We start from the raw sequence: 23,941 nt of genomic DNA, 5'->3' as shown, positions 1-23,941 counted from the left end.
CGACTACCTCGCCTGTGGACGGTCGGGCCGACGCCATCTTTCAAGGTCGAATAGAGCCCACTTCTGTGCGCATACATCAATGCTATTTATGCATAGTTATTTCAGGTAATCGCTATGTAACTTCGGTACGCGTTCTTAGAATTCGGCATGGGTGCTTCAGATCTCTGGTCTAAAGCACCCTTGTCAGCCGTCTTCTCAAAGTTTGTGGCGCCCTGTTCTCTGCCCTCGGTTTTGAAAAGACGATTTTCAAACTTAGGAGCTTTTCATGAACGCACCCGTGATGCAGGGCCCAGCCCTCAACACCCCCAGCTACGTCAAGAACGCCAAACTCATCGCCTGGGTCGCCGATATGGTGGTCCTGTGCAAACCCAAAGAGGTTTACTGGTGCGATGGTTCCGAAGAGGAATACCAGCGCCTGTGCCAGCAGCTGGTAAACGCCGGCACCTTCAAAAAACTCAACCCCGCCAAGCGTCCCAACAGCTTTCTGGCCTGCTCTGACCCCAGCGACGTGGCCCGCGTGGAAGACCGCACCTACATCTGCTCCGAGAAAAAGGAAAACGCCGGCCCCACCAACAACTGGATGGCCCCGGCCGAAATGCGCGCTCTGCTGCAAACTGGCAAGGATGGCAACCAAGCCCTGTTCGACGGCTGCATGAAGGGCCGCACCATGTACGTGGTGCCGTTCTCCATGGGGCCGCTGGGCTCGCACATTGCACACATCGGTATTGAGCTGTCTGACAGCGCCTATGTGGCGGTGAACCAGCGCATCATGACCCGCATGGGCAAGGCCGTGTATGACGTATTGGGTGTGGAGGGTGCATTTGTGCCCTGCGTGCACACCGTGGGGGCGCCGCTGGAAGCAGGCCAGGCCGATGTGAAGTGGCCCTGCAACAAGACCAAGTACATCGTGCATTACCCCGAGACGCGCGAGATCTGGAGCTACGGCTCTGGCTACGGCGGCAACGCGCTCTTGGGCAAGAAGTGTTTTGCGCTGCGCATTGCCTCGAACATGGGTCGCGACCAAGGCTGGCTGGCAGAGCACATGCTCATCTTGGGTGTGACAAATCCCGAAGGCAAGAAATACCACGTGGCGGCGGCTTTCCCCAGCGCCTGCGGCAAGACCAACTTCTCCATGCTGGTGCCTCCCACCGGTTTTGAAGGCTGGAAGGTCACCACGATTGGCGACGACATCGCCTGGATCAAACCTGGCACTGACGGCAAGCTGTACGCCATCAACCCCGAGGCGGGTTACTTTGGTGTGGCCCCCGGCACCAACTTCCACACCAACCCCAACTGCATGGCCAGCCTGGACAAGAACGTGATCTTCACGAACGTGGCGCTGACCGATGACGGCGACGTCTGGTGGGAAGGCATGGAAAAGGACACCGGCGGCCTGCCCGCGCACCTGATCGACTGGCAAGGCAAGGACTGGACACCCGCGATTGCCAAGGAAACCGGCGCCAAGGCGGCCCACCCCAATGCTCGCTTCACCGTGGCCGCGGGTAACAACCCCGCGCTGGACAGCCAGTGGGACGACGCCAATGGCGTGCCGATTGACGCCTTCATCTTCGGTGGCCGCCGCTCCACCACCGTGCCGCTGGTAACCGAAGCGCGCAACTGGACCGAAGGCGTGTACATGGCCGCGACCATGGGCTCTGAGACCACCGCCGCCGCCGTGGGCCAAATGGGCGTGGTGCGCCGTGACCCGTTTGCCATGCTGCCCTTTATGGGCTACAACATGAGCGACTACTTTCAGCACTGGCTCAACATCGGCGCCAAGCTAGCTACATCGGGCGCCAAGCAACCCAAAATCTTCACGACCAACTGGTTCCGCAAGGGCGAGGACGGCAAGTTCGTCTGGCCCGGCTATGGTGAAAACATGCGCGTGCTGAAGTGGATGATCGACCGCCTGGAAGGCAAGGCCACCGGCACAGAAACTGGCTTTGGTGTGGCGCCGCAGTATTCTGAAATCAACTGGACCGGCCTGGACTTCACACAAGCCCAGTTTGACTCCGTTACCAGCATGAACAAGGCCGACTGGAAGGCCGAGTTTGCCTTGCACACCGAGCTGTTCACCCAGCTGGCCTACCATTTGCCGAAGGAACTCGAAGAGACCCAAGCCCAACTGGCGCAGCGTTTGGCTGCCTGAAGGGCGATACAAGAAAGACGGGCCAGTCGGTACCCCGACCAGGCCCCGAAACGCAAAAAGCCACCGAACCGGTGGCTTTTTTTGTGAGGCGCGGAAGCTTAGGCTTCGTTGCGGCTGCGCATCACAGCGTGTTGCAGCTCGGCCATGATGCGAGGGTCGCGGTGGGCGTATTCCCACATTTTTTCTTCCATGCGGCGTTCTTGTGCAGCACGCACCCAGCCCATGATCACAGCCGAGGCAACGGAAGACATCTTGCGCAGAGGGGGGGCCAGCAGGGCCAAGGCAGCAAATGCCACGGTCCACAGGGCCACCCAGCCAGCCAACAGGTGGCCATCGGCCCAGGTGTCAATCACCTGGTCAGCCACCACCAACAGGGCGGACAGCACGGCAGCCAGCAGCATGCCAGCCAGGGTGCGAGAGCCTTCGGTCTTGCCGGAAGCGCGGGAGGCAGACAGCACGGCAGGTGCGGATGCGAAATGGGCAGAAGAGAGTACGGTTGTCATGGTCAACTCCTTAGAAAGGTTGATGCTCACTGGGCTAAATCTTTAAGATGATTGAATCATAGGGTTTTCCCTTATGCGACTCAACTTTATGTTGGTGATGTTTAGTATTCACCAAAGTTATGATTGACCATGGCCACCCCACCGCTGAACCTGCGCACCTTTGACCTGAACCTGCTCAAGGTCTTTGACACGGTCATGGCAGAGCGCAGCCTGACTAAGGCCGCGGAGCAGTTGGCGCTGACCCAGCCCGCAGTGAGCAATGCGCTGCGCCGCCTGCGCGATGCACTGGGCGACGAGCTGCTGGTACGCAAGGGCCGCACGCTAGAGCCCACGCCGCGCGGCCAGGAACTCTGGCCTGCCGTGCGTGAAATCCTGCAGAGACTGCAAACCTCGCTGGCGCCCAGCGTGTTTGAGCCGGCCACGGCCACCACCACCTTTGTACTCACCATGGCCGACGCCACCGCCGCAGAACTCCTGCCCGACCTGGTGGAGGTGCTGGCGCGTGAGGCCCCCGGCGTGTCGCTGCGCGTGGTGCCGCTAACCACGCGCGACCCACGCCGTGTGCTCGACGAGGGCGCTGCCGACCTGGCGATTGGCCACTTCCCGGCCGTGTTGACGGACCTGACCGCACGCGCGCAGGCCGGTGCGGCCGAATCGTTCCGCCACCATCGGCTGTTTGTGGGTGACTACGTGTGTGTGATGCGCAAGGACCACCCGCTGACCAAGGGCAAGCTCACGCTGGACCGGTTTTGCGAGGCCAGCCACATGCTGGTGAGCTTCTCGGGCCGGGCCTTTGGCTTCATCGACGAATCGCTAGGCAGCCTCAAGCGCACGCGCCGCGTGGTGCTAACCGTGAACCAGTTTTTTACCGCCGGGCGCGTGGTGGTGCACTCCGACTTGCTCACCGTGCTGCCGCGCCACTTTGTCAACGTGACGGGCTACGCCGACCAATTGGTGATCCGCGAATTGCCTTTTACCGTGCCGCCCATCCAGGTAGACGCCCTGTGGCACCAGCGCCTGGACGCGGCCGCGCCCCACGCTTGGCTGCGTCAGCAAATCACCCAACTTGGCGACCGCCTGTTTTCCGCATGAAGATTCAACTGCTGTCTGACCTGCACCTGGAGGTGCATCCCCACTGGGTGCCCACGCCCACACTGGGCGCCGACCTGCTGGTGCTGGCCGGGGATGTGGGCTCGTACCAAACCGGCTCGCAGTTGACGGACGACGACTTTGGCCTGGCGCGTTTCTCGCCCCTGCAGGGCTGGCCCACGCCTGTGGTGTTTGTGCCCGGCAACCATGAATACGACGGCTTTGACTTTGACGCCGCCCACGCCCGGCTACGCGCCACCTGCGAGCGGCTGGGCATTCTTTGGCTGGAGCGAGAGACCCTGGTGATGAACGGTGTGCGCCTGGTCGGCACCACACTGTGGACCGACTTCGATGCATTGGCAATGAAGGCCCCCGAAACCCAGCAACTCAAGGCGCGCGACAAGGCTTTTCGCGCTGCCAACTACTACCTGAAGAAGACCCTGACCACGTGCGACGGCGAGCCCTGGCTGGCAGAGGGCGTGCGCGCCCAGGCGCTGGTGTGCCAAGATTGGTTGCGTGCCGCACTGGCCACGCCGTTTGACGGACCCACCGTGGCCATCACCCACTTTGCACCCAGCCTGCACAGCGCCGACCCGCGCTACGGCCTGGTGCCCGGCACGGCCGGCTTTTGCAATGCCCTGGATGACTTGCTGCCGCAGGCCCAGCTGTGGCTGCACGGCCACCTGCATGCGCCCAGCGACTACCGCGTGGGCGGCTGCCGTGTGGTGGCCAACCCGCTGGGCTATGCGCGCAAGAACGAACAGGTGGGCTACCAGCCCGAACTTTTGATTGAAATTGGCAGCTAGCCCCCGTAAGTAATACGCCAGCAGCTATTAAATCAGGAGCGCCGAATTTTCATAGCGCCGGGTCTGCCGCCACGCGGAGAAAGCTGGCAAAGCGCGGCAGGCCCTTGTCCGTCACGCCGCGGTAGCGGTAGGTGACCCAGCTGCCCACGGGCGGCGGATCTTGGCGCTGGGCATCGCTAAAACCCGTGCCCAGCTTAAAACGCCTGGCTACCTGGCCCTCGGCAGCGGGCAACTCCAGCCACAGCGCGCCCAAGCGTCCCGTGTGCTTGCCCGTGCCCGCCACATGCCCGACGACGCGCGCCTCGGCATCCTCAAAGGGTTTGTACTTGCGCAGGTCGTCACTGCGCTGGGCCACATAGTGGGCACTGCCGCGGTGCAGCACCAGGCCCTCACCACCGGCGCGCACGGTCTCCACTAGACGAACTTGCAACGCCTGCGCCGTGGTGGCGGGTGTTTGCGTCACGGCCTGTACCCAGGCTTGGTTCAAATGCGCCACGCGGGCCTGGAGCAGCGGCAAACGCTCATTGAACGCTCCGTCCTCCGCAGGCAGATCAAACACCATGAAACGCAAAGCACGCCAAGCCACATCGTCCGGTGTTTGCTGGCGCACGGTGGACACTGCCTGGCTGAACTGACCACGTCCCGCCCAGAGTTCGCCCTCCATGGCCGTGGTGGGCCAGCCCGCCGTGAACCAGGCAGGCGCAGCGATGGTGTTGCCAGCGCGGGTCAGCAGACGCCGTCCGTCCCAGTAGCCGCGCACGCCATCGTATTTTTCGCTCACCCAAAACCCGGTCGGGTCGCTGCGGCCGTCATAAGACCTCGCCAGCATGAGCGGCGGAGCGATGCTGCCCTGAGCCGCGGAAGCCCCCCATGGGAAGGCCATGGCGCCCAGAGCGCAAACGATATGGCGCCGCTGATGGTCGATTGGTTGTGACATACCCGCTCCCCCTCTTTTTGTAATGTTTGATGTAACACAGTCTCTAGATGAACAGTCGTATTACATTGGTGTTTTTACACTGAGGAGTGGCACATGAAAATCTTATTGGCGGTAGACGGCAGCAGCTACAGCAAAAAAATGCTCGCCTACCTGAGCACCCATGAGGCCCTGCTCTCGACCGACCACGATTACACCGTGTTCACCGCAGCCAGCGCCCTGCCTCCACGTGCGCGCAGCATGGTGGGCAAGGACGTGGTGGAAAGCTACTACGCCGAGGAAAGTGAAAAAGTACTGGCCCCGATTGCCAAGTTTCTGCTGCGCCACGGTATTGATGCCAAGACCAGCTGGAAGGTGGGCCCCGCCGGCGCACTGATTGCGAAAACGGCCGACAGCGGCAAATTTGACTTGCTGGTCATGGGCACCCACGGGCACAGCGCGCTGGCCAACCTGGTCATGGGCTCTGTCACCACCCAGGTGCTGGCCCACTGCAAGGTACCCGTGCTGCTGGTGCGCTAAGGCAGCGGGGTTTGCTCAACGGGTGCCAGGTCCACACCGCTGAGCCGCGCCACGTACTCGGGCAGCATGGGCAGGTAAGCCTCGGCACCACCGGTGGCCAATGCCATGGCAAATGAATTTTTCACCGCATTGCCCAGGCTGTTGGAAATGCCTGCGGCGTCGGCCATGGACTCCAGATAGCGCAGGTCCTTGAAGGCATTTTTCAGCGTGAACTTGTGCGCCTCCCGGTTGCCTTCCAGCGTGTAGCCCATGAAGGTCTGGTAGAAACCACAGTCCATGCGGCCGTTGCGCAAAACGGCATCGACCCGCTTGGGACCAATGCCGACGGATTTCGCCAGCGTCAGTGCCTCGGAATACAAAGCCGCATACCCCAGAGATATGAAGTTGTTGACAAGCTTCATGCGGTGCCCATCCCCCGGCCCTCCGATGTGCACAATGCGCGCAGCCCAAGTGGTCAAGATGGGCCGTATGCGCTCCATGGTTGCGGCATCCGCCCCCACCATGGTGTCCAGCGTGCCTTCCCAGGCCTCTTTGGGCGTGCGGCTCAAGGGCGCGTCCACCAGCGTCACTCCGATGGCAGCCAGTTCCGCCGCCAGCGTCACCGTGGACGTGGGGTCGGAGGTGGAGCAATCCACCACCACCGAGCCCGGGCGCAAGCCCTTTGCCAGCCCCAATGGTCCACGCACAATGGCCTCCACATCCGGCGAACCCGTCACGCACAGAAACACCACAGTGGCCCGCTTGGCTACGGCCAGGGGCGTGTCCGCCCGCGCAGCGCCGCGCCTCAGCAAGTCGTCCAGCGCTGCCGAGGGCTTGCGGGCGCACACGGTCAGGGCATAGCCCTTGTCCACGATATTTTTGGCCATGCCATGGCCCATAAGGCCGAGGCCGATAAAGCCAATGGTTTCGCGCACGCGTTCCATTCGGGGTCTACCAGCGTTGGTGCACCAGCGGTTTGGCGTAGCGCGCGTACACGTCGGCCAGGGCCTGCATGGTGGCGTCGCTGAGGGGCGGCAAGTCCGCCGCGGCCACGTTGTCGGCCACCTGGGCGGGGTTCTTGCCGCCGGGAATGGTGCAGGTCACGGCCGGGTGCATTTGGATCCAGCGCAGCGCCATCTGCGCCATGCTCTGGCCTGCGGGCACCAGGGGGCGCATGGCCTCCACGGCTTGCAGACCCACATTGAAGTCCAGCCCCGAGAAGGTCTCACCCTTGTCGAAGGCCGCGCCTTCGCGGTTGAAGCCGCGGTGGTCGTCGGCGCCAAAGGTGCTTTGCGCAGTCATCTTGCCGCTTAACAGCCCGGATGACAGCGGCAGGCGCGCCAGGATGCCCACGCCGCGTTTTTGCGTTTGTTCAAACAACAGCTCAACCGGACGCTGGCGGAACAGGTTGTAGATGATCTGTACGCTCTGCACGCCGGGGTATTCGATGGCCTTGAGCGCCTCTTCGACCTTCTCCACGCTCACGCCGTAGTGGCGCAGCTTGCCAGCTTTCACCAAGTCGTCCAGCACGCCAAACACCTCGGGCATGTAGAACACCTCGGTGGGTGGGCAGTGCAGCTGCAGCAGGTCGATGGCTTCGGTGTTGAGGTTCTGCAGGCTGCGCTCCACAAACGCGGTGAGGTTGGCACGCGTGAAACCCGCCGCCACATGTGGGTCGAGACGGCGGCCGGCCTTCGTGGCCACATAGAACGGTTCGCTGCGCTCCTTGCGCAGGCGTGCCAGCAGGCGTTCGCTGCGGCCGTCGCCATACACGTCGGCGGTGTCGAAGAAGTTGACGCCCAGGTCCAGCGCGCGGTGCAGCGCGGCCATGGAGTCCTTGTCGTCCACCGTGCCCCAGGTGCCACCAATGGCCCAAGCGCCGAAGCTCACGGTCGAAATGTTCCAGCCGGTACGGCCTAGGGGACGGTATTGCATCGGGTGCCTCGATTCAGATTGCTATGGTTTCAGGAGCTGCTCGCGCAATAGATATGCGGACCAGACGCTCATTTTGCATAAAAATCAGCCCGGCTTGCGCCCGGCCTCAAAGACCCTTTGCAGCACGCAGAACACAAACAGCAGGGCACCAATCACGATGCGCGTCCACCAGGAACTGAGTGACCCATCAAACATGATGAGGGTTTGGATGATCCCCAATGTCAACACGCCAAACAAGGTGCCCAGCATGTAGCCCACGCCGCCACTCAGCAAGGTGCCGCCGATGACTACGGCCGCAATCGCATCCAACTCCAGGCCCACGGCATGCAAGCCATAGCCCGACAGCATGTAGAAGGTGAAAACGACGCCCCCCAAGGCAGCACAGAACCCGCTCAGCGCATACACCGCCACGTTGGTTCGTGCCACGGGAAGCCCCATCAGCACCGCCGAGTGCTCTGAACCACCAATGGCATACACGGTGCGGCCAAACTGGGTGCAGTGCGCCAGGAACACAGCCACCGCCAACACCACCAGCGCCAGGATGGCACTGATGGACAGCATGGGGCCGTCCGCCCACAAGTGAATCCGCGTTTGCGCCAGCACCGTATAGGCTGCGTCGGTGATGCTGATCGAATCAATGCTGATCAGGTAGCACAAGCCACGCGCCAAGAACATGCCCGCCAAAGTGACGATGAAGGGCTGCAGGCGAAAACGTTGAATGAGCCAGCCCATGAAGGCGCCAAACAATGCCCCCATGCACAGCACCAGCGGTATGGCCACCGCAAGATGCCAGTGCCAATGCTCCACCAGCTTCGCCAGCACGATGGTGCTGAGTGCCACCACCGAGCCCACCGAGAGGTCGATGCCCCCGGACAGAATGACAAAGGTCATGCCCACCGCAACGACGACCAAAAATGCGTTGTCGACCAGCAGGTTCAAAAACACCTGTGCCGAGAAAAATCCGTTGTAGGACAACGAACCAAACGCCGACATGACAGCGAACAGCGACACGGTCGCCGCCAAGGGAATGTATTTAGTCGCCAACTTCATGCTTTGCTCCCTGCGCTTGGACGCATCACCCATCCGCGCACAGCGCGGCGAAATTCCGCCGACTGCATCAACATGACGACAAACACGACGGCGGCCTTGACCACGAGGTTGATTTCAGGCGGTACGCCGATGGAATAAATCGTGGAGGTCAGTGTCTGAATAATGAGCGCACCAATCAGGCTCCCCGCCAGACTGAAGCGTCCGCCGGTCAACAAGGTGCCGCCCAGCGTGACCGCCAGAATGGCATCCAACTCCAGCAAGTTGCCCGCGTTATTGCCGTCCGCACTCTTCACGTTGGAGCTGATGATCAGGCCTGCGGCACCGGCCGTAAGTCCGCAAAACGCGTACACACAGATGCTGATCAATCGCTCACGCACACCGGCCAGCCGCGCTGCCGCAGGATTGATACCGATGGCCTGGATGAACAGCCCCAGCGCCGTGCGGGTAACCGCCAAATGCATCACCAGGTACACAAAGCCTGCGATGAATAATGCAAACGGCAAACCCCACAGGTAACCACTGCCAATGAAGAAATAGGGGGCGTAGTACACCGTGACGATTTGTCCGTCCGTCAGGAGCTGGGCCACACCGCGCCCTGCCACCATCAAGATCAGCGTCGCAATGATGGGCTGCAGGCCAATCTTGGCGACCAGCACGCCGTTCCACAGCCCGCAGGCCAGGGCCGTGAGCAGCGCACACCCAATCGCCAACCACATCGGAAAGCGGCTGACATGCTGGGCCACCCCATCGGTAATCACCAGTTTTCCGCCCACCATCAATGCCGCGACCGCAGCACTGATGGCCACCGTGGCGCCCACCGAAATATCAATGCCCCGCGTTGCGATGACCAAGGTCATACCCAACGCGACCAGCATCAACGGCGAGGCACGGTTCAGGATGTCGATGACGCTGCCGTAAAGGTGGCCATCACGCCATTGCAGCATCCAGAAACCCGGATTCAGGCTGGCGTTGACCATCAAAATCAGCGTCAACGTGACCAGCGGCCATAACAGGTTGTGCGCCTGCACGCGTTGCACCCACGAGGGCTTGTTCAATGTACTCATGCCTGCCCCGCAATCATGGCGTAGACCGCATGGTCATCGGTTCCTCCGGGCAGCTCGCCCACTTTCATACGGTCGCGCATCACAACAATACGATCCGACAAGCGCACCACTTCTTCCATTTCCGAAGAGATAAACAACACGGCCATTCCTTCTTTTGCCAACACCAATATTTCGCTCATGATTTCCTGCTTGGCCGCGATGTCGATGCCGCGGGTGGGCTCGTCCAAAATCAGCAGGCTGGGCTTGGTTGCCAGCCACCGACCTAACACCGCCTTTTGCTGGTTGCCACCGGAGAGCTGGCCCATCGGGGTTTCGACGCTGCTGGTCTTGATGCCCAGGGTCTTGACGTAGTACTCCGCCATTTCGACTTGCTTGGCCCGCGAAATGCAAGGCCACAGCCCTTGGCGAGCCTGCAGCGCGAGCGCAATGTTTTCGCGCACCGAGAGTTCGCCAATGATGCCCTCGGCCTTGCGGTCCTCGGGGCACAAACCCAAGCCCAAACGGATCGCCTCTGCGGGCGAATCCATGTTGGCGGGGCTGTTGTTGATGAGCAGTTCCCCGGCATCTCTTTGGTCCAAACCAAACAACACGCGCGCCAGCTCGGTTCGGCCCGAGCCCAGCAAGCCACCCAAGCCGACCACCTCCCCGCGATGCAGCGTCAGGTCCAGCGGCTTGACACTGCCCGCACGGGCAAGACCGCGTGCTTGCAGCAGCACGGTTTGCTCTTTTTTAACGTCAGCACTGGCACCCGCCGCTTGTGCAGGATTGGCAACCATCTCGCGCCCGACCATCGCAGCGATCAGCGCGTTGTGGCCCAGCTCGGCCGCGGGGTACTCGCCCACCAGCTCGCCATTGCGCAGCACGGTGATGCGGTCGCACAGGGCGTAGACCTGGTCCAGAAAGTGGGTGACAAACAAAATCGCCATGCCCTGGTCGCGCAGCTGGCGCAGCACGCCGTAGAGGCGCTCCACCTCTTCGTCGTCCAGGCTTGATGTAGGTTCGTCCAATATCAGTACTTGGGCCGAGATACTCAGGCCACGGGCAATCGCCACCATCTGCTGCACCGCTACAGAGTAACTGGAGAGCGTCTGGGTAACGTCAATGTCCAGGTTCAAGCGTGCCAACAGCGCACACGCTTCGCGTTGCATACGCGCCCAGTCGATCCCCCAGGCGCCAGCCAGCCCCTTGCGCGGATAGCGGCCGGCAAAAATGTTCTCGGCTACCGACAGGTTGGGGCAGAGGTTGACCTCTTGGTACACCGTGCTGATGCCCAGGCGCTGCGCGTCAAGCGTGGAGGTGGCGCGGATGGACTTGCCACCCAGGCGCATATCGCCCTGGTCTGCCGGGTACACACCCGTCAGCACTTTGATCAGGGTGGACTTGCCAGCCCCGTTTTGCCCCATCAGGGCATGCACTTCACCCGCGAAGAGGCGCAGGTTCACGCCGGAGAGCGCGCGCACGGTGCCGAACTGTTTGGCCACGCCAGAGAGCTCCAACACCGGGGTGGCCGCGCCGGGGGCCTGTTGTGTGTATGTCATGGTGTCTTGTAAAAAAGGCCCGCAGCCATGGGCCGCGGGCCAAACCTTAGTGACCTAAAAGCGAAACAGGGATCAGTACTGGCGGCTTGGGAACTCTTTGGCCGCGGTTTCCATCGGGTACACGCCATCTTTGCCGATCAGGCTGCGAGGCACAGTCTTGCCAGCGGCGAGGTCTTTGGCGGTGGCCATGACCAGAGGTCCGAGCAATGGGCTGCATTCCACGGTGACGTTCAGCTTGCCAGCAATCATGGCTTCGAACGCGCCCTTCACACCGTCCACCGAGATCACCAAGATGTCTTTGGCGGGCTTGAGACCAGCTTCCTCAATGGCCTGGATGGCACCAATGCCCATGTCGTCGTTGTGTGCGTACAGGACGTTGATCTTCTTGCCCTCAGCCTTCAAGAAAGCTTCCATGACTTCCTTGCCCTTGGCACGGGTGAAGTCACCGGTTTGCGAGCGGATGATCTTGATACGTGGCTCAGCCTTGATGGCAGATTCGAAACCCTTCTTGCGGTCAATCGCTGGCGCAGAGCCCACGGTGCCTTGCAATTCGACGACGTTGATATCGCCCTTCATGGTCTTGGCGCGCTCAACCAGCCACTGACCGGCCATTTCGCCTTCCTTGACGAAGTCAAAGCCAATGTGGGTTGCGTACAAAGACGTGTCTTTGGAGTCCACCGAACGGTCCATCAAGATCAAAGGAATCTTGGCATCCTTGATTTCCTTCAGCACAGTGTCCCAGCCGGATTCGACGACGGGAGTCAGCGCAATCACGTCCACCTTTTGGGCGATGAACGAGCGCAGAGCCTTGATTTGGTTTTCTTGCTTTTGCTGAGCATCGGAGAATTTCAACTCGATGCCAGCAGCAGCGGCAGCAGTTTTCATGGAGTTGGTATTGGCAGTACGCCATTCACTCTCGGCACCAATCTGGCTGAAGCCGACCACAATTTTCTTTTGTGCAAATGCGCTCATGGGGGCGGCCACGGCGAAGGATGCGGCCAGCAGAGTGGCCAGCAGAGTACGGCGATTGTTTGTCATGGGTGTCTCCTCTTTATCTTTCAATGAAACGGGTATCGGGCGTTAGTGAGGCCGCCCGCGTTCAGCCTCTCGCTCCCTCTTCGGTTCGGACAACGATTTCACGTTACCAGTTACGTCAAGAAGTGAGGCGGATGATACGTATCAAAAACACACAGAACTAATAGAGTTTTAGGTATTACTCATACTGATATTCAAATTCAGGAAAACCCTAGGTACCGCGAAATCCCTCGTAAATTCGGATTTTTGACTAAATCGGCATTCATATTTTTTCGTCACGATACATACACATTTGAATATGTCAAATGCCCGTTATTTGATTTTTGTTAATGACCAAAACGCCTTAGCATCCGACAGTTTTGGAACCTGCGAACAGTCCCGTTCATGCCCTTGAAAGTGCCCATGTCTTCTGCCCCCCACACCATCCACTGGCTGCACCACGCAGGCCAACGCCTGGGTCTGTTGCCCGCTTTGGGTGGCAGCGTGGCCGCCTGGCAGCGCACGGCACCGCAGGGCGTGGTGGACCTGTGGCGCCCCTGGGATGGTGCGGGTAACGACCTCTACACCACGGCGTCGTTCCCGCTGGTGCCCTGGTCCAACCGCATTGGCCACGGTGGCTTTGCGCATGACGGCATCACCTACCCCATGGCCCCCAACCGCGCGGGCGAGCCCTACCCCATCCACGGCGACGGCTGGCTGCAGCCCTGGGAGATTCGCCAGCCTATGGCCGACGCGCTGGAGATGGTGCTGGAGTCCGCCCACTGGGGCGGCAGCCCGTACCACTACCGCGCGCTGCAGCGTTTTGTGCTGCGCGAGGACGGCATGGACCAGCTGCTGGAGGTGACCCACTTGGGCACAGGTAGCCTGCCGTATGGCCTGGGCCAGCACCCGGCATTTGTGCGCACCCCGCGTGCGCAGCTGCAAGCCGCCGTGCAAGGCGTGTGGCTCAGCGGGGATGACCCCATGCCCACCGCCCACAGCACCGACTTTCCGCCCAGTTGGGACCCGCGCACCGGCATGCCGGTGAACGGCAGCCTGATCGACAACGCCTACACGGGCTGGAGCGGCCAGGCCCATATCGACTGGCCCGAGCACGGCCTGCGCCTGCACATGCACGACCCCGCAGTTATGGCACGCGGTGTGGACGATGGCTTTTGCCTGCTGTACCGCCCGCCGCATGGGTCGCACTTCTGCTTTGAGCCGGTGACCCACCCGATCGACGCCTTCCATGTGGACGGCCAGCCGGGTCTGCAGGTGCTCAGCACCGGGCAAACACTGAGCCAGCGTGTGGAGTGGCGGTTTGAAGCGCTGAACGAATCGTCGAACTAAGACGCTATGATTTCAGGAGCTGCTAGCACATATTAAACGCGGGCTAGCGGGCATTTAGGCCATCAAAGCAGGTGGACAGCACCAGCTCGATGATTTCCTCGTCCGTGTGCAGTTCACTCATCTTGAGGAACTCCAGCACCGGGTCGCAGGCACGGGCGTACAGCGTGTAGAGCACAGCAATCGCCGGCAACTTGGGGTTGATCACGCCCTGCGCCTGGGCAGCCTCGATCCAGCCCCCCAGCCGGTCACTCACGTCCACCAAGCCGTCCATGTAAGCGCGGTTGCCCATCAGCGTGGCACGCAGTGTGGAGTTTTGGCTGGGCAGTGAGGGCATTTCCCCATTCAGCTTCAGGCCCATGGTCCAGCGCACCACGGCGCGCAACTTGTCCAGCGGGGTTTGTTCGTCGTTCAAGGTATCCAGATAGGCCTGGGCCTGGCCCATCAGGTGGGCCATGGCCGCGGCGGCCAGGTCTTCCTTGCTGGGAAAGTGCTTGTACAGGCTGGCCTTGGCAATGCCAACCTGGGCAGCCACCTCGTCCACCGTCATCGCCTCGAAGCCTTTTTCGGCCAGCAGCTGGTTCACCGCGCGGATGATGGCGTCTTCCCGCGCCTGCAGCATTTGCTGTTTGAAGGAAATTTTGACGGGGGCGACGGTGTTCATGGCCCCATTCTATTCACGGCCGTCAAACCGTGGATGGGTCGGCCAATTTGTGACTGACTAGTTTTTACTGTCCAACAGGCGGGCCGCCGCCTGGGACAGCGCGTTGGTCAGCCGGTCGATGACCTCGGAATTGAGGTTCCAGCAGTGCCAGTACAGGTTCACCGGCAGGGTCACCGTGGGCACCAGGTTCACCAGTTGCCCGCTGTCGATGAGGCCACGCACCAGCAGTTCAGGTACCACGCTGGCGCCCCAGCCGGCCAGCACCGCGCGCACCATGCCCTCAGAGCTTGGCACAAAGCGTTGCCCCACCGACACGCGGCGCAGGCTGAGCGCCTTGCCCACGAATTCGGAGGGCAAATCGTCCTTGCGGTTGAAGGCCACGAACGGAATGCTGCGGAAGTTGTGCGGCGTCAGGCCCTGCGGGCAGTGGGCCTGCGCGTAGTCCTTGCTCACCACCGCCACGTAGTGCATGGCCCCCAGCGGCAGCACTTTGCAGCCGCGCAGCGCCTGCTTGAGCGTGGTCACGCAGCCCAGCACCTGGCCTTCGCGCAGCCATTCGTGGGTGAAATCCTGGTCGTCGGTGATGATTTCCAGCGGCAGCCCAGCGTGTACCAATGGGTCCAGCGCCGAGAGCGCCCAGGTGGCAATGCTGTCGGCATTCACCGCGATGGAGATGCGCTCGTCTTCCCCCACAGCGCCGGTATTGGGCGCCAGCTCTTTCAGATCGCCCTCCAGGTCGGCGCGCAGCAGGCGCATTTGCATGGCGTGCTTTATGAGCAGGCGCCCGGCGCTGGTGGCCTTGACCGGGCGGCTGCGCACCAGCAGCACGGTGCCCACCTGGGCTTCCAGCGCGCGCAGGCGCTGGGAAACGGCGGACTGGGTGATGGACAGGCGCACGGCGGCGCGCTCGAAGCCGCCCTCTTCCACAATGGCGGCCAGGCACTCCAGGGCATCGGTGTCAAAAGTTCGCATGGGCGAGATTATTAGCGTTCCTAATGTTTTCGCAAACACTTTCATTTCGCTTTTGCAGGCGCGCCCCTTGCACGACACTGGCACCATGAAAATTATTGTTCTCGGCGCCGGCACCATCGGCATTTGCACCGCCTGGCATTTGCTGGAGCTGGGCCACGAAGTGACTGTGGTGGAGCGCCAGCCCGACGCTGCCATGGAAACCAGCTTTGCCAACGGCGCGCAGATCTCGGTCAGCTACTGCGAGCCCTGGGCCAACAAAGAGGCGCCGCTGAAGGCGCTGAAGTGGATGCTGAGCAAGGAAGCGCCGCTGCTGTTCCGCCCGCAAAACCCGTTTGGCCCCGGCCTGCACCAGTACACCTGGGGCCTGAAGTTCCTGGCCAACTGCAACGACACCGCGTTCGAACGCAATGTGCAGCAGCTCGTCGCCCTGGGTGCCTACAGCCATGCGGCCCTCAAAGACGTGGTGGCCGCCACCGGCATCGAATACAACCGGCTGGAGCGAGGCATTGCCCACTACTACTGCGACCAAAAGTCGTTCGATACCGCAGGCGACGCCGCCGCGCTGATGCGCAAGTACGGCGTGAACCGCCAAGTCATCAGCAAGGACGAGCTGCTAACCATTGAACCCGCGTTCAAACAGTTTGGCCACAACATCGTGGGCGGCACCATCACCCCCAGCGATGAGTCGGGCGACTGCCGCGTCTTCACCCAGGAACTGGCCAAGCTGTGCGCCGCGCGCGGCGCCGAGTTTTTGTACGAGCACAGCGTGGAAGGGTTGAATGTCAGCCACAGCACTATCAAATCCATAGCTGTTCGCGCACTGTCTACGGGGGCTAGAGGCCAAAATGTCGCAGGATCACTGCACACGCTGCAGGTCGACCACATCGTGGTGGCGGCAGGCTCGTACACCGCGCCACTGTTGCGCACCGTGGGTGTGAACCTGCCTATCTACCCTGGCAAGGGCTACAGCGCCACCTTCAATATCTTGAAGCCCGAGCTGGCACCCCAAGTCTCCACCATCGACGACGCCAAGAAGATCGCCATCAGCCGCCTGGGCGACCAGCTGCGCGTGGCCGGCACCATCGAGGTGGGCGGCTTCGATCTGTCACTGGACACGCCCGTGGCCCAGGCGCGCTGCAACATGCTGGCTCGCCGCATTGAAGAAGTGCTGCCCGGCGTGTGCGACACCCGCAGCGAAGCCGACGGCGGCCAGCCCAACTACTGGACCGGCCTGCGCCCCGCCACCCCCACCAACATTCCCTACATCGGCCAAAGCCCGGTGCGGGGCCTCTGGGTCAACGCAGGCCATGGCACGCTGGGATGGACGCACGGGGCGGGTTCGGGCAAGGCAATTGCCGAGTTGATCCACGGCGAGAAGCCGCAGATGGATTTCAAGTTCTACGGCTCATAAGGGTGGGGGCCGCTCAGACCCCGCGGCTTAGGCCAACCCCAGCAGACGCACCGCATTGCCCTTCAGGATGCCGGGCATTACCTCGGGTTTGAAGCCGGCTTCCTCGAAGTCTTTCATCCAGCGCTCGGGCGTGATCAGCGGGTAGTCGGAGCCGAAGAGGATGCGGTCTTTCAGCAGGGTGTTGGCGTATTGCACCAGTTGCTTGGGAAAGTACTTGGGGCTCCAGCCCGACAGGTCGATCCAGACATTGGGCTTGTGCGTGGCCACGCTCAGAGCCTCGTCCTGCCAGGGGAAGCTGGGGTGGGCCATGACGATCTGCATGTCGGGAAAACTGATCGCCACGTCGTCCAGGTGCATGGGGTTGCTGTACTCCAAGCGCAGGCCGCCGCCGCAGCGCATGCCGCTGCCGATGCCGCTGTGGCCCGTGTGGAAGATGGCGGGCAACTTGTGCTCGGCAATCACCTCATAGATCGGCCAGGCCATCTTGTCGTAGGGGTGGTAGCCCTGCACGGTCGGGTGGAACTTGAAGCCCTTGACGCCGTGCTCCTTGATCAGGCGCTCGGCCTCGCGCGCGCCCATCTTGCCCTTGTGCGGGTCGATGCTGGCGAAGCACATCATCATGTCGCTGTTCTTCTGCGCGGCCTCGGCAATTTCCTCGTTCGGAATGCGCCGACGCCCCAGCTGCGACTCGCTGTCCACCGTAAACATCACCAGCCCGATCTGGCGCTCGCGGTAGTAGTCGATCGTCTCCTGGATGGTCGGGCGGCGGGCGTTGCGGAAGTACTTGTCGGCCGCGCGGTCGTACTCCTCACCATAGTTGTCAAACGGGTTCCAGCAGCTGACTTCTGCGTGGGTGTGGATATCAATGGCGATGAGATTTTTATGGTCCATGGTTGTCTCCAGATTGCGGATGCCGCTCCAGGCACCCTAGGGTAAACACTGACGCAAAGCCCGCTGCGTCTGCTTGAATTAGTTATAAATCATAACCATAATAGTTTCCAGAAAGAAACGCAAATATGAACCATCCAGACCTCCATTTCGAACGTTACGGCGAGCAGCAGGAAGTTGCCATCATCCGCCTGACGCGGCCCGCCAAGCGCAATGCCCTTAACGACGGCCTCATTCTGGCCATCCGCAATCTGTTTGAAACCATGCCCGAAGGCGTGCGCGCCGCCGTCCTGGACGGCGGGGGCGAGCATTTTTGTGCCGGCCTGGATTTAAGCGAACTGAAAGAGCGCGACGCCGGCCAGGGCCTGCACCACTCCCGCATGTGGCACGCCGCACTGGAGCGCGTGCAATACGGCCCGGTGCCGGTCATTGCCGCGCTGCACGGTGCCGTGGTCGGTGGTGGCCTGGAACTGGCCAGCGCCTGCCATATCCGCGTGGCCGACGAAACCACCTTTTATGCCTTGCCCGAGGGCTCGCGGGGCATCTTCGTCGGCGGTGGCGGTGCGGTACGCATTCCGCGCTTGATCGGTGCTGCGCGCATGGCGGACATGATGTTCACCGGCCGCGTCTACAACGCGGCGGACGGCGAAAAAGTCGGCTTCGCCCAGTACCTGGTGCCACCGGGCAAGGCCTTTGAGAAAGCGCTGGAACTGGCCGTGCGGGTAGCGCAAAACGCCCCGCTAACCAACTACGCACTCATCCACGCCCTGCCGCGCATTGCCGAGCAACCTGCCGACCAGGGGCTGTTCACCGAGGCCATGATGGCCGCCATCGCCCAGAGCGCCCCCGAAGCCAAGCAGCGCGTGCGCGCCTTCCTGGACGGCAAGGCCGCCAAAGTCAGCAAGAGCTAACCATGCAACAGACCCACACGTCCACCCCGCGCTACCGTCCGGTCCGCTTCGGCGTCACCAGCGTCCAGGTACGCACCGGCGAACCCGGCACACGCTATTTACAGGCCGAACTGCCGCTGGGCGCTTACGCCCGCCGCCTCAGCGATTTTCTGGTCCACTGGGCCGAAGCCGATCCTCACCGCAGCTTCATGGCGCGCCGGGCTCCGCTCGCAGATGGACGCACGGGCGATTGGCAACACATCAGCTACGCCCAGGCCCTGGCCAGCGCGCGCAGCATCGGCCAGGCCTTGCTGGACCGCAAGCTCACCGCCGAGCGCCCGGTCGTGATCCTCAGTGAAAACACACTGGAACATGCCCTGATGGCACTGGGCTGCATCTATGCCGGAGTGCCCTACTGCCCGGTCTCCCCGGCTTATGCCACGGTCAGCCAGGACTACGACAAGCTGCGCCACGTGCTGGACACGCTGACACCCGGACTGGTGTTCGCCGCCGACGGTGCCCGTTATGGGCGCGCCATCACGGCAACGGTGGGTGCAGATACAGAAGTGGTGCTGGCCCAAGGCACGGTTGAAGGACGATCCACCACGGCGTTCGATGCGCTGCGCAACTGCGTGGCCACCGCCGCCGTGGACGCAGCCATGCATGCGGTGCGGCCCGACACCATTGCCAAGTTTCTGTTCACCTCGGGCTCCACCAAGATGCCCAAGCCGGTGATCAACACCCACCGCATGTGGTGTGCCAATCTGCAGCAGATCACGCTGTCGCTGCCGGTTCTGGCAGAAGCGCCGCCCATCTTCGTGGACTGGTTGCCCTGGAACCACACCTTCGGCGGCAACCACAACGTGGGCCTGACACTGATGCATGGCGGCACGCTCTACATCGATGACGGCAAGCCCACCGCAAGCCTGATTGGCGAGACCCTGCGCAACCTGCGCGAGATTGCCCCCACGCTGTACTTCAACGTGCCCACCGGGTTCGAGATGATTGCCCAGGCCATGCAAACCGACGCGGCGCTGCGCAAGAACCTGCTGTCACGCATACGCATGTTTTTCTATTCCGGCGCCGGGTTGGCGCAGCCCGTGTGGGACAGCCTGCATGCCTTGGCAGAGGCAGAGGTCGGAGAACGCATCGTCATGGCCACGGGGCTGGGCATGACCGAGTCTGCTCCATCAGCCATGTTCATCAACAGCCCTGATGTGAAGGCCGGCGACATCGGCGCACCAGTGCCCGGAATGACGCTCAAGCTGGTGGACGTGGATGGAAAAACTGAGGTGCGCTACAAAGGCCCCAATGTGACGCCCGGCTACTGGCGCTCGGAGCAGGCCACACACGATGCCTTTGATGAGGAAGGCTACCTTTGCACGGGTGACGCCGTGCGGTGGATTGACCCCGACAACCTCCACCGCGGCTTGCATTTCGATGGGCGCATTGCCGAAGACTTCAAGCTCTCCACTGGCACCTTCGTCAGCGTCGGCCCCATGCGTGCCAAGGTCATCGTCACCGGCGCCCCCTATGTGCAGGATGTGGTGCTCACGGGCCTAAACATGAAGGAAGTCGGCGCACTGATCTTTCCCTCGCCCGAATGCCGCAGCGTGAGCGGCCTGCCGCCAGAAGCGCCATGGGCCGACGTACTGGCCACCGCACCCGTACGTGACCGTTTCCAGGCCATCCTCAATGAGTTGGCCCGTCTGTCCACGGGCAGCGCCAACCGCATTGCACGCGCCCTGTTGCTGGCCGAGCCCCCCTCTGCGGACCGAGGCGAAATCACCGACAAAGGCTCCATCAACCAGCGCGCGGTGCTCAAGCACCGGGACGCACTGGTGCAGGCCTTGCATGACGGCAGCGCACCCGGCATCCTCCAACCCCAAGCCTGAGAAAGCAGCCCATGAAGATAGAAGGACAAGCAGCACTGGTCACCGGCGGCGCCTCCGGCCTGGGTGAGGCCACGGCACGTGAGTTGGCGCGCCTGGGCGCCCGGGTCGCCGTACTGGACGTCAACGCGGCATTGGCGCAGAAGGTTGCCGACGACCTCCGGGCGCAGTATGGAGAGGCCAGCGCCGTGGCCTGCCCCTGCGACATCACCAACACCGAGAGCGTCTTGACCGCACTGGCCCAGGCTGCTGCGGCCCATGGCCCGGCACGCATCCTGATGAACGTCGCGGGCATCGGTTCGGCCAAGCGCATCGTGGGCAGGGACGGCAACCCGGCCCCGCTGGAGGACTTCGCGCGCGTGGTCAACATCAACCTCATCGGCAGCTACAACGTCAGCCGCCTGTATGCGGCCGCCTGCGCCAAGCTGCCCCCACTGGAAGATGGTGAACGCGGCGTCATGATGTTCACCGCATCGGTAGCTGCCTTCGACGGCCAGGTGGGGCAACAGGCCTACAGCGCCTCCAAGGGGGGCCTGGTCGGCATAACCCTGCCCATGGCCCGCGACCTGGCCCAGCATGGCATCCGGGTCTGCACCGTGGCACCCGGCCTCTTCGCCACGCCGCTCATGAAAGAACTGCCAGAAGCTGTGCAGCAGTCGCTGGCCGCTTCCATCCCCTTCCCGCGGCGCCTGGGCCATCCTGAAGAATTCGCCCAACTGGCCTGCCACATCGTCACCAACGGGCATCTCAACGGAGAGGTGATCCGCCTGGATGGCGCGCTGCGCATGGCGCCGCGCTGACCCCTGTTCCCCGTTCACGATTAACTAGAAGGAGACAAGCACCATGCAACGCCGTCAACTTATCCAAGCCGCCGCCAGTGCCACCGCCCTCGGTGCACTGAGCCCCTTTGTCGCCTTTGCTCAGGCACTGGACCAGGTCAAGATTCTTTATGGCTTCCCGGCCGGCAGCTCCGGTGACGCAGTGGCACGCCGGGTCGGTGAGAAACTGGCAGGCACACCCTACACCAAGAACACCGCGGTGGTGGACAACAAGCCCGGTGCGGGCGGCCGCATCGCGCTGGAAGCGCTGAAGGCCGCGCCCGCCGATGGCTCGGTGATCGGGCTGTCCCAGGTATCAGCCCTGGCCAACTACCCCTACATCTACAGCAAGCTCAACTACACCGCGCAGGACTTTGCACCCATCTCCATCGGTGCCATCATGCAGCACGGTATTGCCGTGGGCTCCATGGTGCCTGCCAGCGTGAAGACGGTGAAAGACTTCCTGGCCTGGGCCAAGGCCAACCCCAAGGACGCCAGCTATGGCTCCCCGGGCGCCGGCTCCACACCGCATTTTCTGGGCGCCTTGCTGGGCATCCACAGTGGCGTAGAACTCAAGCATGTCCCTTACCGCGGCTCCATACCGGGCGTGACCGATGTGGTGGGTGGCCAGATCGCCGCCATGGTCACCCCGCACGGGGATTTCATCGCCAATGCCAAGGCCGGCAAGCTGCGCATTCTGGCCACCTCCGGCCCCAAGCGCTCGCCCTATGTCCCGGACGTTCCCACCTTTGCCGAGCAAGGCTTTCCGGAATTGACGACAGAAGAGTGGTTCGGCTTTTATGCGCCCGCCAAAACGCCCAAAGCCGTGATCACTGCCGCCAACACCGCCATCAACGCCGCGTTGATGGACAAAACCGTCATCGACAGCCTAGCCATCGTGGGCTTGATTCCGCGCGGCTCCAGTGTGGAAGAAATGGCCAAGTGGCAGGAGTCCGAAAGCCAGTACTGGGGGCCACTGATCAAGAAGATCGGTTTTACCGCCGAGTCCTGACCCTCAGGGGGCACTTATGATGCGGCCTCCCCACCGCAGCCCCATTCCCCCTTACACCCATGGCAACTCGCAAACCCGTCCCGGACGCTGGCGTCGAACAGGTTGACACCCGCTTCCTGGACAGCCTGGTCGGTTACAACGCCAGGCGCGCGACGCTGGTCATCGTGGACGCATTTCTGCGCAACATGGCGGTCTACAGTTTGCGGCCGGTCGACTTCTCCGTGCTGTCGCTGATCCGGCACAACCCGGGCATCACATCGCGGCAGCTGTGTGCCACTCTGGGTATCCAGCCGCCCAACTTGGTCGGCATGGTCAACCAGCTCCAGGCGCGTGAACTGATTCTGCGCCGGCCCCATCCCAGCGATGGGCGCGCCATGGGCCTGCACCTGACCGCTCAGGGGCGTGCCCTGATGAAGCGGGCTGAAACCACGGCCTCCGAACTGGAGGAAGCGGCCACCGCCCGCCTCAGCGCGGCCGAACGCGAAACCCTGATGCAGTTGCTCCAGAAAATCTATCTCTGATTCTGGGCCGGGTGCGCGAGCACCAAACACTCTTGGAACGCGCGCGTCGCCCGGCTGGGCTGCGGTGATTTGCGGGTGATGGCAAAAAACTGACAGGCGTAGTTCACCAGATCCGGCCGCACGGCCTGCATGAGGCCGCGGCGCACAAAGCTCTCAGCGTAGTGGTCGGGCAGAAAACCCAGAAACTGACCCGAGAGGATCAGCGTGGCAATCGACTCTTGATCAAAACCCGTAGCACGGCGCGGCAGGCGCATGCGTTGGCTCAGTTCCATATTGGGCGAGTGATAGCCCAACCCCGCGAACGCGTGCTTGGGTAGCGTGTCCCAGGCCAGGGTGCGGTGGTCGGCGTTCCACAGCGCATGGCGCGTGCCGCAGTACAGCAGCATGTGTTCGTCGAACAGCGGCGTGTACTCCAGCACGTCGGAGCTGCGGTGGCCGGGGATGATGCCCACGTGAAACTGGCCGTCGAGCACACCGCGCTCAATCGCGGTGAGCGTGGCCACATGCAGATTCAGCCCCACATCGGGCGCTTCTTGGTGAAAGTGAGCAATGGCTTCGGCAATGTGACTGGCCGGGTTGCTGGCGGTTTTGTCGAACACCGCCACCTGCAGCTGCCCACCCATGCGCTGGTGGATTTCGTCCACGCTGCTGCGAAACGCGTCGGTCGCAGCCAGCAGCTGGCTGGTCTGGGCATAGATTTTTTCGCCCTCGGGCGTGAGCGCAAACCCGGCCCGGCCGCGCCGGCACAGAGTGAGGCCGAGCCGGGTTTCCAGATCTTTGATGTGGCGGCTGACCGTAGAAGTGCCTATATTGAGTTCCAGTTCGGCTGCGGCCATGCCGCCGCAATCGACCACGGCCTTGAACACGCGCAGGAGGCGCAGGTCCATGTCGCTGATCTGGCCGAGGACGGCCTTGGCTTTCACTTTCATATATTGCGAAGTAAATA

The 23,941-nt window shown here is 62.3% G+C and carries 23 protein-coding genes; 11 read left to right on the top strand and 12 right to left on the bottom strand.

Annotation, left to right across the window (positions count from 1 at the left end):
• Nucleotides 1-265: 265 nt before the first annotated feature.
• Nucleotides 266-2,149 (top strand): phosphoenolpyruvate carboxykinase (GTP), encoded by a 1,884-nt coding sequence (locus AC1DZ5_RS05565; RefSeq protein WP_477886903.1) that lies wholly within the window; start codon nt 266-268, stop codon nt 2,147-2,149.
• 98 nt (nt 2,150-2,247) lie between these two features.
• On the opposite strand, the gene AC1DZ5_RS05560 is transcribed toward AC1DZ5_RS05565, so the two are convergent.
• On the bottom strand, nt 2,248-2,652 hold the full coding sequence (locus AC1DZ5_RS05560) for a hypothetical protein (RefSeq protein ID WP_477886901.1): 405 nt from the start codon (nt 2,650-2,652) through the stop codon (nt 2,248-2,250).
• A 129-nt stretch (nt 2,653-2,781) separates the two neighbouring features.
• Between AC1DZ5_RS05560 and AC1DZ5_RS05555 the strand changes: the two genes are divergently transcribed.
• On the top strand, nt 2,782-3,744 hold the full coding sequence (locus AC1DZ5_RS05555) for a LysR family transcriptional regulator (protein ID WP_477886899.1): 963 nt from the start codon (nt 2,782-2,784) through the stop codon (nt 3,742-3,744).
• Nucleotides 3,741-4,547: a metallophosphoesterase gene (locus AC1DZ5_RS05550; protein WP_477886897.1), complete on the top strand. Its 807-nt coding sequence runs from the start codon at nt 3,741-3,743 to the stop codon at nt 4,545-4,547. The genes AC1DZ5_RS05555 and AC1DZ5_RS05550 overlap by 4 nt, the downstream gene beginning before the upstream one ends.
• Before the next feature lie 49 nt (nt 4,548-4,596).
• On the opposite strand, the gene AC1DZ5_RS05545 is transcribed toward AC1DZ5_RS05550, so the two are convergent.
• Nucleotides 4,597-5,484 carry a DNA ligase gene (locus AC1DZ5_RS05545; RefSeq protein ID WP_477886895.1) on the bottom strand — a complete coding sequence of 296 codons (888 nt, stop codon included), beginning with the start codon at nt 5,482-5,484 and terminating at the stop codon, nt 4,597-4,599.
• 93 nt (nt 5,485-5,577) lie between these two features.
• Here AC1DZ5_RS05545 and AC1DZ5_RS05540 point away from each other — a divergent pair, with 93 nt between their 5' ends.
• A complete protein-coding gene (locus AC1DZ5_RS05540; RefSeq protein WP_477886893.1) occupies nt 5,578-6,000 on the top strand; it encodes a universal stress protein in 423 nt (140 codons plus the stop codon).
• On the opposite strand, the gene AC1DZ5_RS05535 is transcribed toward AC1DZ5_RS05540, so the two are convergent.
• The 6 genes from AC1DZ5_RS05535 to AC1DZ5_RS05510 all read right to left on the bottom strand — a co-directional run bounded on the left by AC1DZ5_RS05535 (nt 5,997) and on the right by AC1DZ5_RS05510 (nt 12,604).
• Nucleotides 5,997-6,923, bottom strand: a complete 927-nt coding sequence (locus AC1DZ5_RS05535) for an NAD(P)-dependent oxidoreductase (protein WP_477886891.1) — start codon at nt 6,921-6,923, stop codon at nt 5,997-5,999. The genes AC1DZ5_RS05540 and AC1DZ5_RS05535 overlap by 4 nt on opposite strands.
• A 7-nt stretch (nt 6,924-6,930) precedes the next feature.
• Nucleotides 6,931-7,914 (bottom strand): aldo/keto reductase, encoded by a 984-nt coding sequence (locus AC1DZ5_RS05530; protein ID WP_477886889.1) that lies wholly within the window; start codon nt 7,912-7,914, stop codon nt 6,931-6,933.
• 84 nt (nt 7,915-7,998) lie between these two features.
• Nucleotides 7,999-8,964 (bottom strand): galactofuranose ABC transporter, permease protein YjfF, encoded by a 966-nt coding sequence (gene yjfF / locus AC1DZ5_RS05525; RefSeq protein ID WP_477886887.1) that lies wholly within the window; start codon nt 8,962-8,964, stop codon nt 7,999-8,001.
• A complete protein-coding gene (locus AC1DZ5_RS05520; RefSeq protein WP_477886885.1) occupies nt 8,961-10,028 on the bottom strand; it encodes an ABC transporter permease in 1,068 nt (355 codons plus the stop codon). Before AC1DZ5_RS05520 ends, yjfF begins: the two co-directional genes overlap by 4 nt.
• The gene (locus tag AC1DZ5_RS05515; RefSeq protein WP_477886883.1) at nt 10,025-11,566 is read right to left on the bottom strand and encodes a sugar ABC transporter ATP-binding protein; all 1,542 of its coding nucleotides are present in this window, start codon (nt 11,564-11,566) and stop codon (nt 10,025-10,027) included. The genes AC1DZ5_RS05520 and AC1DZ5_RS05515 overlap by 4 nt, the downstream gene beginning before the upstream one ends.
• Before the next feature lie 72 nt (nt 11,567-11,638).
• The gene (locus AC1DZ5_RS05510; protein ID WP_477886881.1) at nt 11,639-12,604 is read right to left on the bottom strand and encodes an ABC transporter substrate-binding protein; all 966 of its coding nucleotides are present in this window, start codon (nt 12,602-12,604) and stop codon (nt 11,639-11,641) included.
• Between the two features lie 399 nt (nt 12,605-13,003).
• Between AC1DZ5_RS05510 and AC1DZ5_RS05505 the strand changes: the two genes are divergently transcribed.
• Nucleotides 13,004-13,930, top strand: coding sequence for an aldose 1-epimerase (locus AC1DZ5_RS05505; RefSeq protein WP_477886879.1), 927 nt, complete (start codon nt 13,004-13,006; stop codon nt 13,928-13,930).
• 43 nt (nt 13,931-13,973) lie between these two features.
• Here the strand turns inward: AC1DZ5_RS05505 and AC1DZ5_RS05500 are convergent, their stop codons facing one another.
• The gene (locus AC1DZ5_RS05500; RefSeq protein WP_477886877.1) at nt 13,974-14,591 is read right to left on the bottom strand and encodes a TetR/AcrR family transcriptional regulator; all 618 of its coding nucleotides are present in this window, start codon (nt 14,589-14,591) and stop codon (nt 13,974-13,976) included.
• A 57-nt stretch (nt 14,592-14,648) separates the two neighbouring features.
• A complete protein-coding gene (locus tag AC1DZ5_RS05495; protein WP_477886875.1) occupies nt 14,649-15,563 on the bottom strand; it encodes a LysR family transcriptional regulator ArgP in 915 nt (304 codons plus the stop codon).
• 85 nt (nt 15,564-15,648) lie between these two features.
• On the opposite strand from AC1DZ5_RS05495, the gene AC1DZ5_RS05490 reads away from it, so the two are divergent.
• Complete coding sequence (locus tag AC1DZ5_RS05490) at nt 15,649-16,974, top strand: D-amino acid dehydrogenase (protein ID WP_477886873.1); 1,326 nt, start codon at nt 15,649-15,651, stop codon at nt 16,972-16,974.
• Between the two features lie 27 nt (nt 16,975-17,001).
• Here AC1DZ5_RS05490 and AC1DZ5_RS05485 read toward each other — a convergent pair whose 3' ends face one another.
• On the bottom strand, nt 17,002-17,865 hold the full coding sequence (locus AC1DZ5_RS05485) for an amidohydrolase family protein (RefSeq protein ID WP_477886871.1): 864 nt from the start codon (nt 17,863-17,865) through the stop codon (nt 17,002-17,004).
• 125 nt (nt 17,866-17,990) lie between these two features.
• On the opposite strand from AC1DZ5_RS05485, the gene AC1DZ5_RS05480 reads away from it, so the two are divergent.
• From AC1DZ5_RS05480 to AC1DZ5_RS05460, 5 genes are read left to right on the top strand one after another with little or no spacing between them, the layout of a single operon-like run.
• On the top strand, nt 17,991-18,773 hold the full coding sequence (locus AC1DZ5_RS05480; RefSeq protein ID WP_477886869.1) for a crotonase/enoyl-CoA hydratase family protein: 783 nt from the start codon (nt 17,991-17,993) through the stop codon (nt 18,771-18,773).
• Nucleotides 18,774-18,775: 2 nt separating this feature from the next.
• The gene (locus AC1DZ5_RS05475) at nt 18,776-20,647 is read left to right on the top strand and encodes a feruloyl-CoA synthase (RefSeq protein ID WP_477886867.1); all 1,872 of its coding nucleotides are present in this window, start codon (nt 18,776-18,778) and stop codon (nt 20,645-20,647) included.
• Nucleotides 20,648-20,658: 11 nt separating this feature from the next.
• On the top strand, nt 20,659-21,444 hold the full coding sequence (locus AC1DZ5_RS05470; protein ID WP_477886865.1) for an SDR family NAD(P)-dependent oxidoreductase: 786 nt from the start codon (nt 20,659-20,661) through the stop codon (nt 21,442-21,444).
• A 43-nt stretch (nt 21,445-21,487) separates the two neighbouring features.
• A complete protein-coding gene (locus AC1DZ5_RS05465) occupies nt 21,488-22,474 on the top strand; it encodes a Bug family tripartite tricarboxylate transporter substrate binding protein (protein WP_477886863.1) in 987 nt (328 codons plus the stop codon).
• A gap of 59 nt (nt 22,475-22,533) precedes the next feature.
• Entirely contained in the window at nt 22,534-22,995 is a 462-nt protein-coding gene (locus AC1DZ5_RS05460; protein WP_477684902.1) for a MarR family winged helix-turn-helix transcriptional regulator, read from the top strand.
• Here the strand turns inward: AC1DZ5_RS05460 and AC1DZ5_RS05455 are convergent.
• A complete protein-coding gene (locus AC1DZ5_RS05455) occupies nt 22,986-23,924 on the bottom strand; it encodes a LysR family transcriptional regulator (protein ID WP_477886860.1) in 939 nt (312 codons plus the stop codon). The genes AC1DZ5_RS05460 and AC1DZ5_RS05455 overlap by 10 nt on opposite strands.
• Nucleotides 23,925-23,941 lie beyond the last annotated feature (17 nt).

Source organism: Rhodoferax sp. P1_F3 (genome assembly GCF_056405715.1).
The sequence above is the reverse complement of the archived record's forward strand: the minus strand, read 5'-3'. Positions and strand labels throughout refer to the sequence as shown.

What these genes read in the sequence shown, in the direction of transcription:
- AC1DZ5_RS05565 (WP_477886903.1), top strand. Translation starts at nt 266, where the DNA reads ATGAACGCACCCGTGATGCAGGGCCCAGCCCTCAACACCCCCAGCTAC.
- AC1DZ5_RS05560 (WP_477886901.1), bottom strand. Translation starts at nt 2,652, where the DNA reads ATGACAACCGTACTCTCTTCTGCCCATTTCGCATCCGCACCTGCCGTG.
- AC1DZ5_RS05555 (WP_477886899.1), top strand. Translation starts at nt 2,782, where the DNA reads ATGGCCACCCCACCGCTGAACCTGCGCACCTTTGACCTGAACCTGCTC.
- AC1DZ5_RS05550 (WP_477886897.1), top strand. Translation starts at nt 3,741, where the DNA reads ATGAAGATTCAACTGCTGTCTGACCTGCACCTGGAGGTGCATCCCCAC.
- AC1DZ5_RS05545 (WP_477886895.1), bottom strand. Translation starts at nt 5,484, where the DNA reads ATGTCACAACCAATCGACCATCAGCGGCGCCATATCGTTTGCGCTCTG.
- AC1DZ5_RS05540 (WP_477886893.1), top strand. Translation starts at nt 5,578, where the DNA reads ATGAAAATCTTATTGGCGGTAGACGGCAGCAGCTACAGCAAAAAAATG.
- AC1DZ5_RS05535 (WP_477886891.1), bottom strand. Translation starts at nt 6,923, where the DNA reads ATGGAACGCGTGCGCGAAACCATTGGCTTTATCGGCCTCGGCCTTATG.
- AC1DZ5_RS05530 (WP_477886889.1), bottom strand. Translation starts at nt 7,914, where the DNA reads ATGCAATACCGTCCCCTAGGCCGTACCGGCTGGAACATTTCGACCGTG.
- yjfF (WP_477886887.1), bottom strand. Translation starts at nt 8,964, where the DNA reads ATGAAGTTGGCGACTAAATACATTCCCTTGGCGGCGACCGTGTCGCTG.
- AC1DZ5_RS05520 (WP_477886885.1), bottom strand. Translation starts at nt 10,028, where the DNA reads ATGAGTACATTGAACAAGCCCTCGTGGGTGCAACGCGTGCAGGCGCAC.
- AC1DZ5_RS05515 (WP_477886883.1), bottom strand. Translation starts at nt 11,566, where the DNA reads ATGACATACACACAACAGGCCCCCGGCGCGGCCACCCCGGTGTTGGAG.
- AC1DZ5_RS05510 (WP_477886881.1), bottom strand. Translation starts at nt 12,604, where the DNA reads ATGACAAACAATCGCCGTACTCTGCTGGCCACTCTGCTGGCCGCATCC.
- AC1DZ5_RS05505 (WP_477886879.1), top strand. Translation starts at nt 13,004, where the DNA reads ATGTCTTCTGCCCCCCACACCATCCACTGGCTGCACCACGCAGGCCAA.
- AC1DZ5_RS05500 (WP_477886877.1), bottom strand. Translation starts at nt 14,591, where the DNA reads ATGAACACCGTCGCCCCCGTCAAAATTTCCTTCAAACAGCAAATGCTG.
- AC1DZ5_RS05495 (WP_477886875.1), bottom strand. Translation starts at nt 15,563, where the DNA reads ATGCGAACTTTTGACACCGATGCCCTGGAGTGCCTGGCCGCCATTGTG.
- AC1DZ5_RS05490 (WP_477886873.1), top strand. Translation starts at nt 15,649, where the DNA reads ATGAAAATTATTGTTCTCGGCGCCGGCACCATCGGCATTTGCACCGCC.
- AC1DZ5_RS05485 (WP_477886871.1), bottom strand. Translation starts at nt 17,865, where the DNA reads ATGGACCATAAAAATCTCATCGCCATTGATATCCACACCCACGCAGAA.
- AC1DZ5_RS05480 (WP_477886869.1), top strand. Translation starts at nt 17,991, where the DNA reads ATGAACCATCCAGACCTCCATTTCGAACGTTACGGCGAGCAGCAGGAA.
- AC1DZ5_RS05475 (WP_477886867.1), top strand. Translation starts at nt 18,776, where the DNA reads ATGCAACAGACCCACACGTCCACCCCGCGCTACCGTCCGGTCCGCTTC.
- AC1DZ5_RS05470 (WP_477886865.1), top strand. Translation starts at nt 20,659, where the DNA reads ATGAAGATAGAAGGACAAGCAGCACTGGTCACCGGCGGCGCCTCCGGC.
- AC1DZ5_RS05465 (WP_477886863.1), top strand. Translation starts at nt 21,488, where the DNA reads ATGCAACGCCGTCAACTTATCCAAGCCGCCGCCAGTGCCACCGCCCTC.
- AC1DZ5_RS05460 (WP_477684902.1), top strand. Translation starts at nt 22,534, where the DNA reads ATGGCAACTCGCAAACCCGTCCCGGACGCTGGCGTCGAACAGGTTGAC.
- AC1DZ5_RS05455 (WP_477886860.1), bottom strand. Translation starts at nt 23,924, where the DNA reads ATGAAAGTGAAAGCCAAGGCCGTCCTCGGCCAGATCAGCGACATGGAC.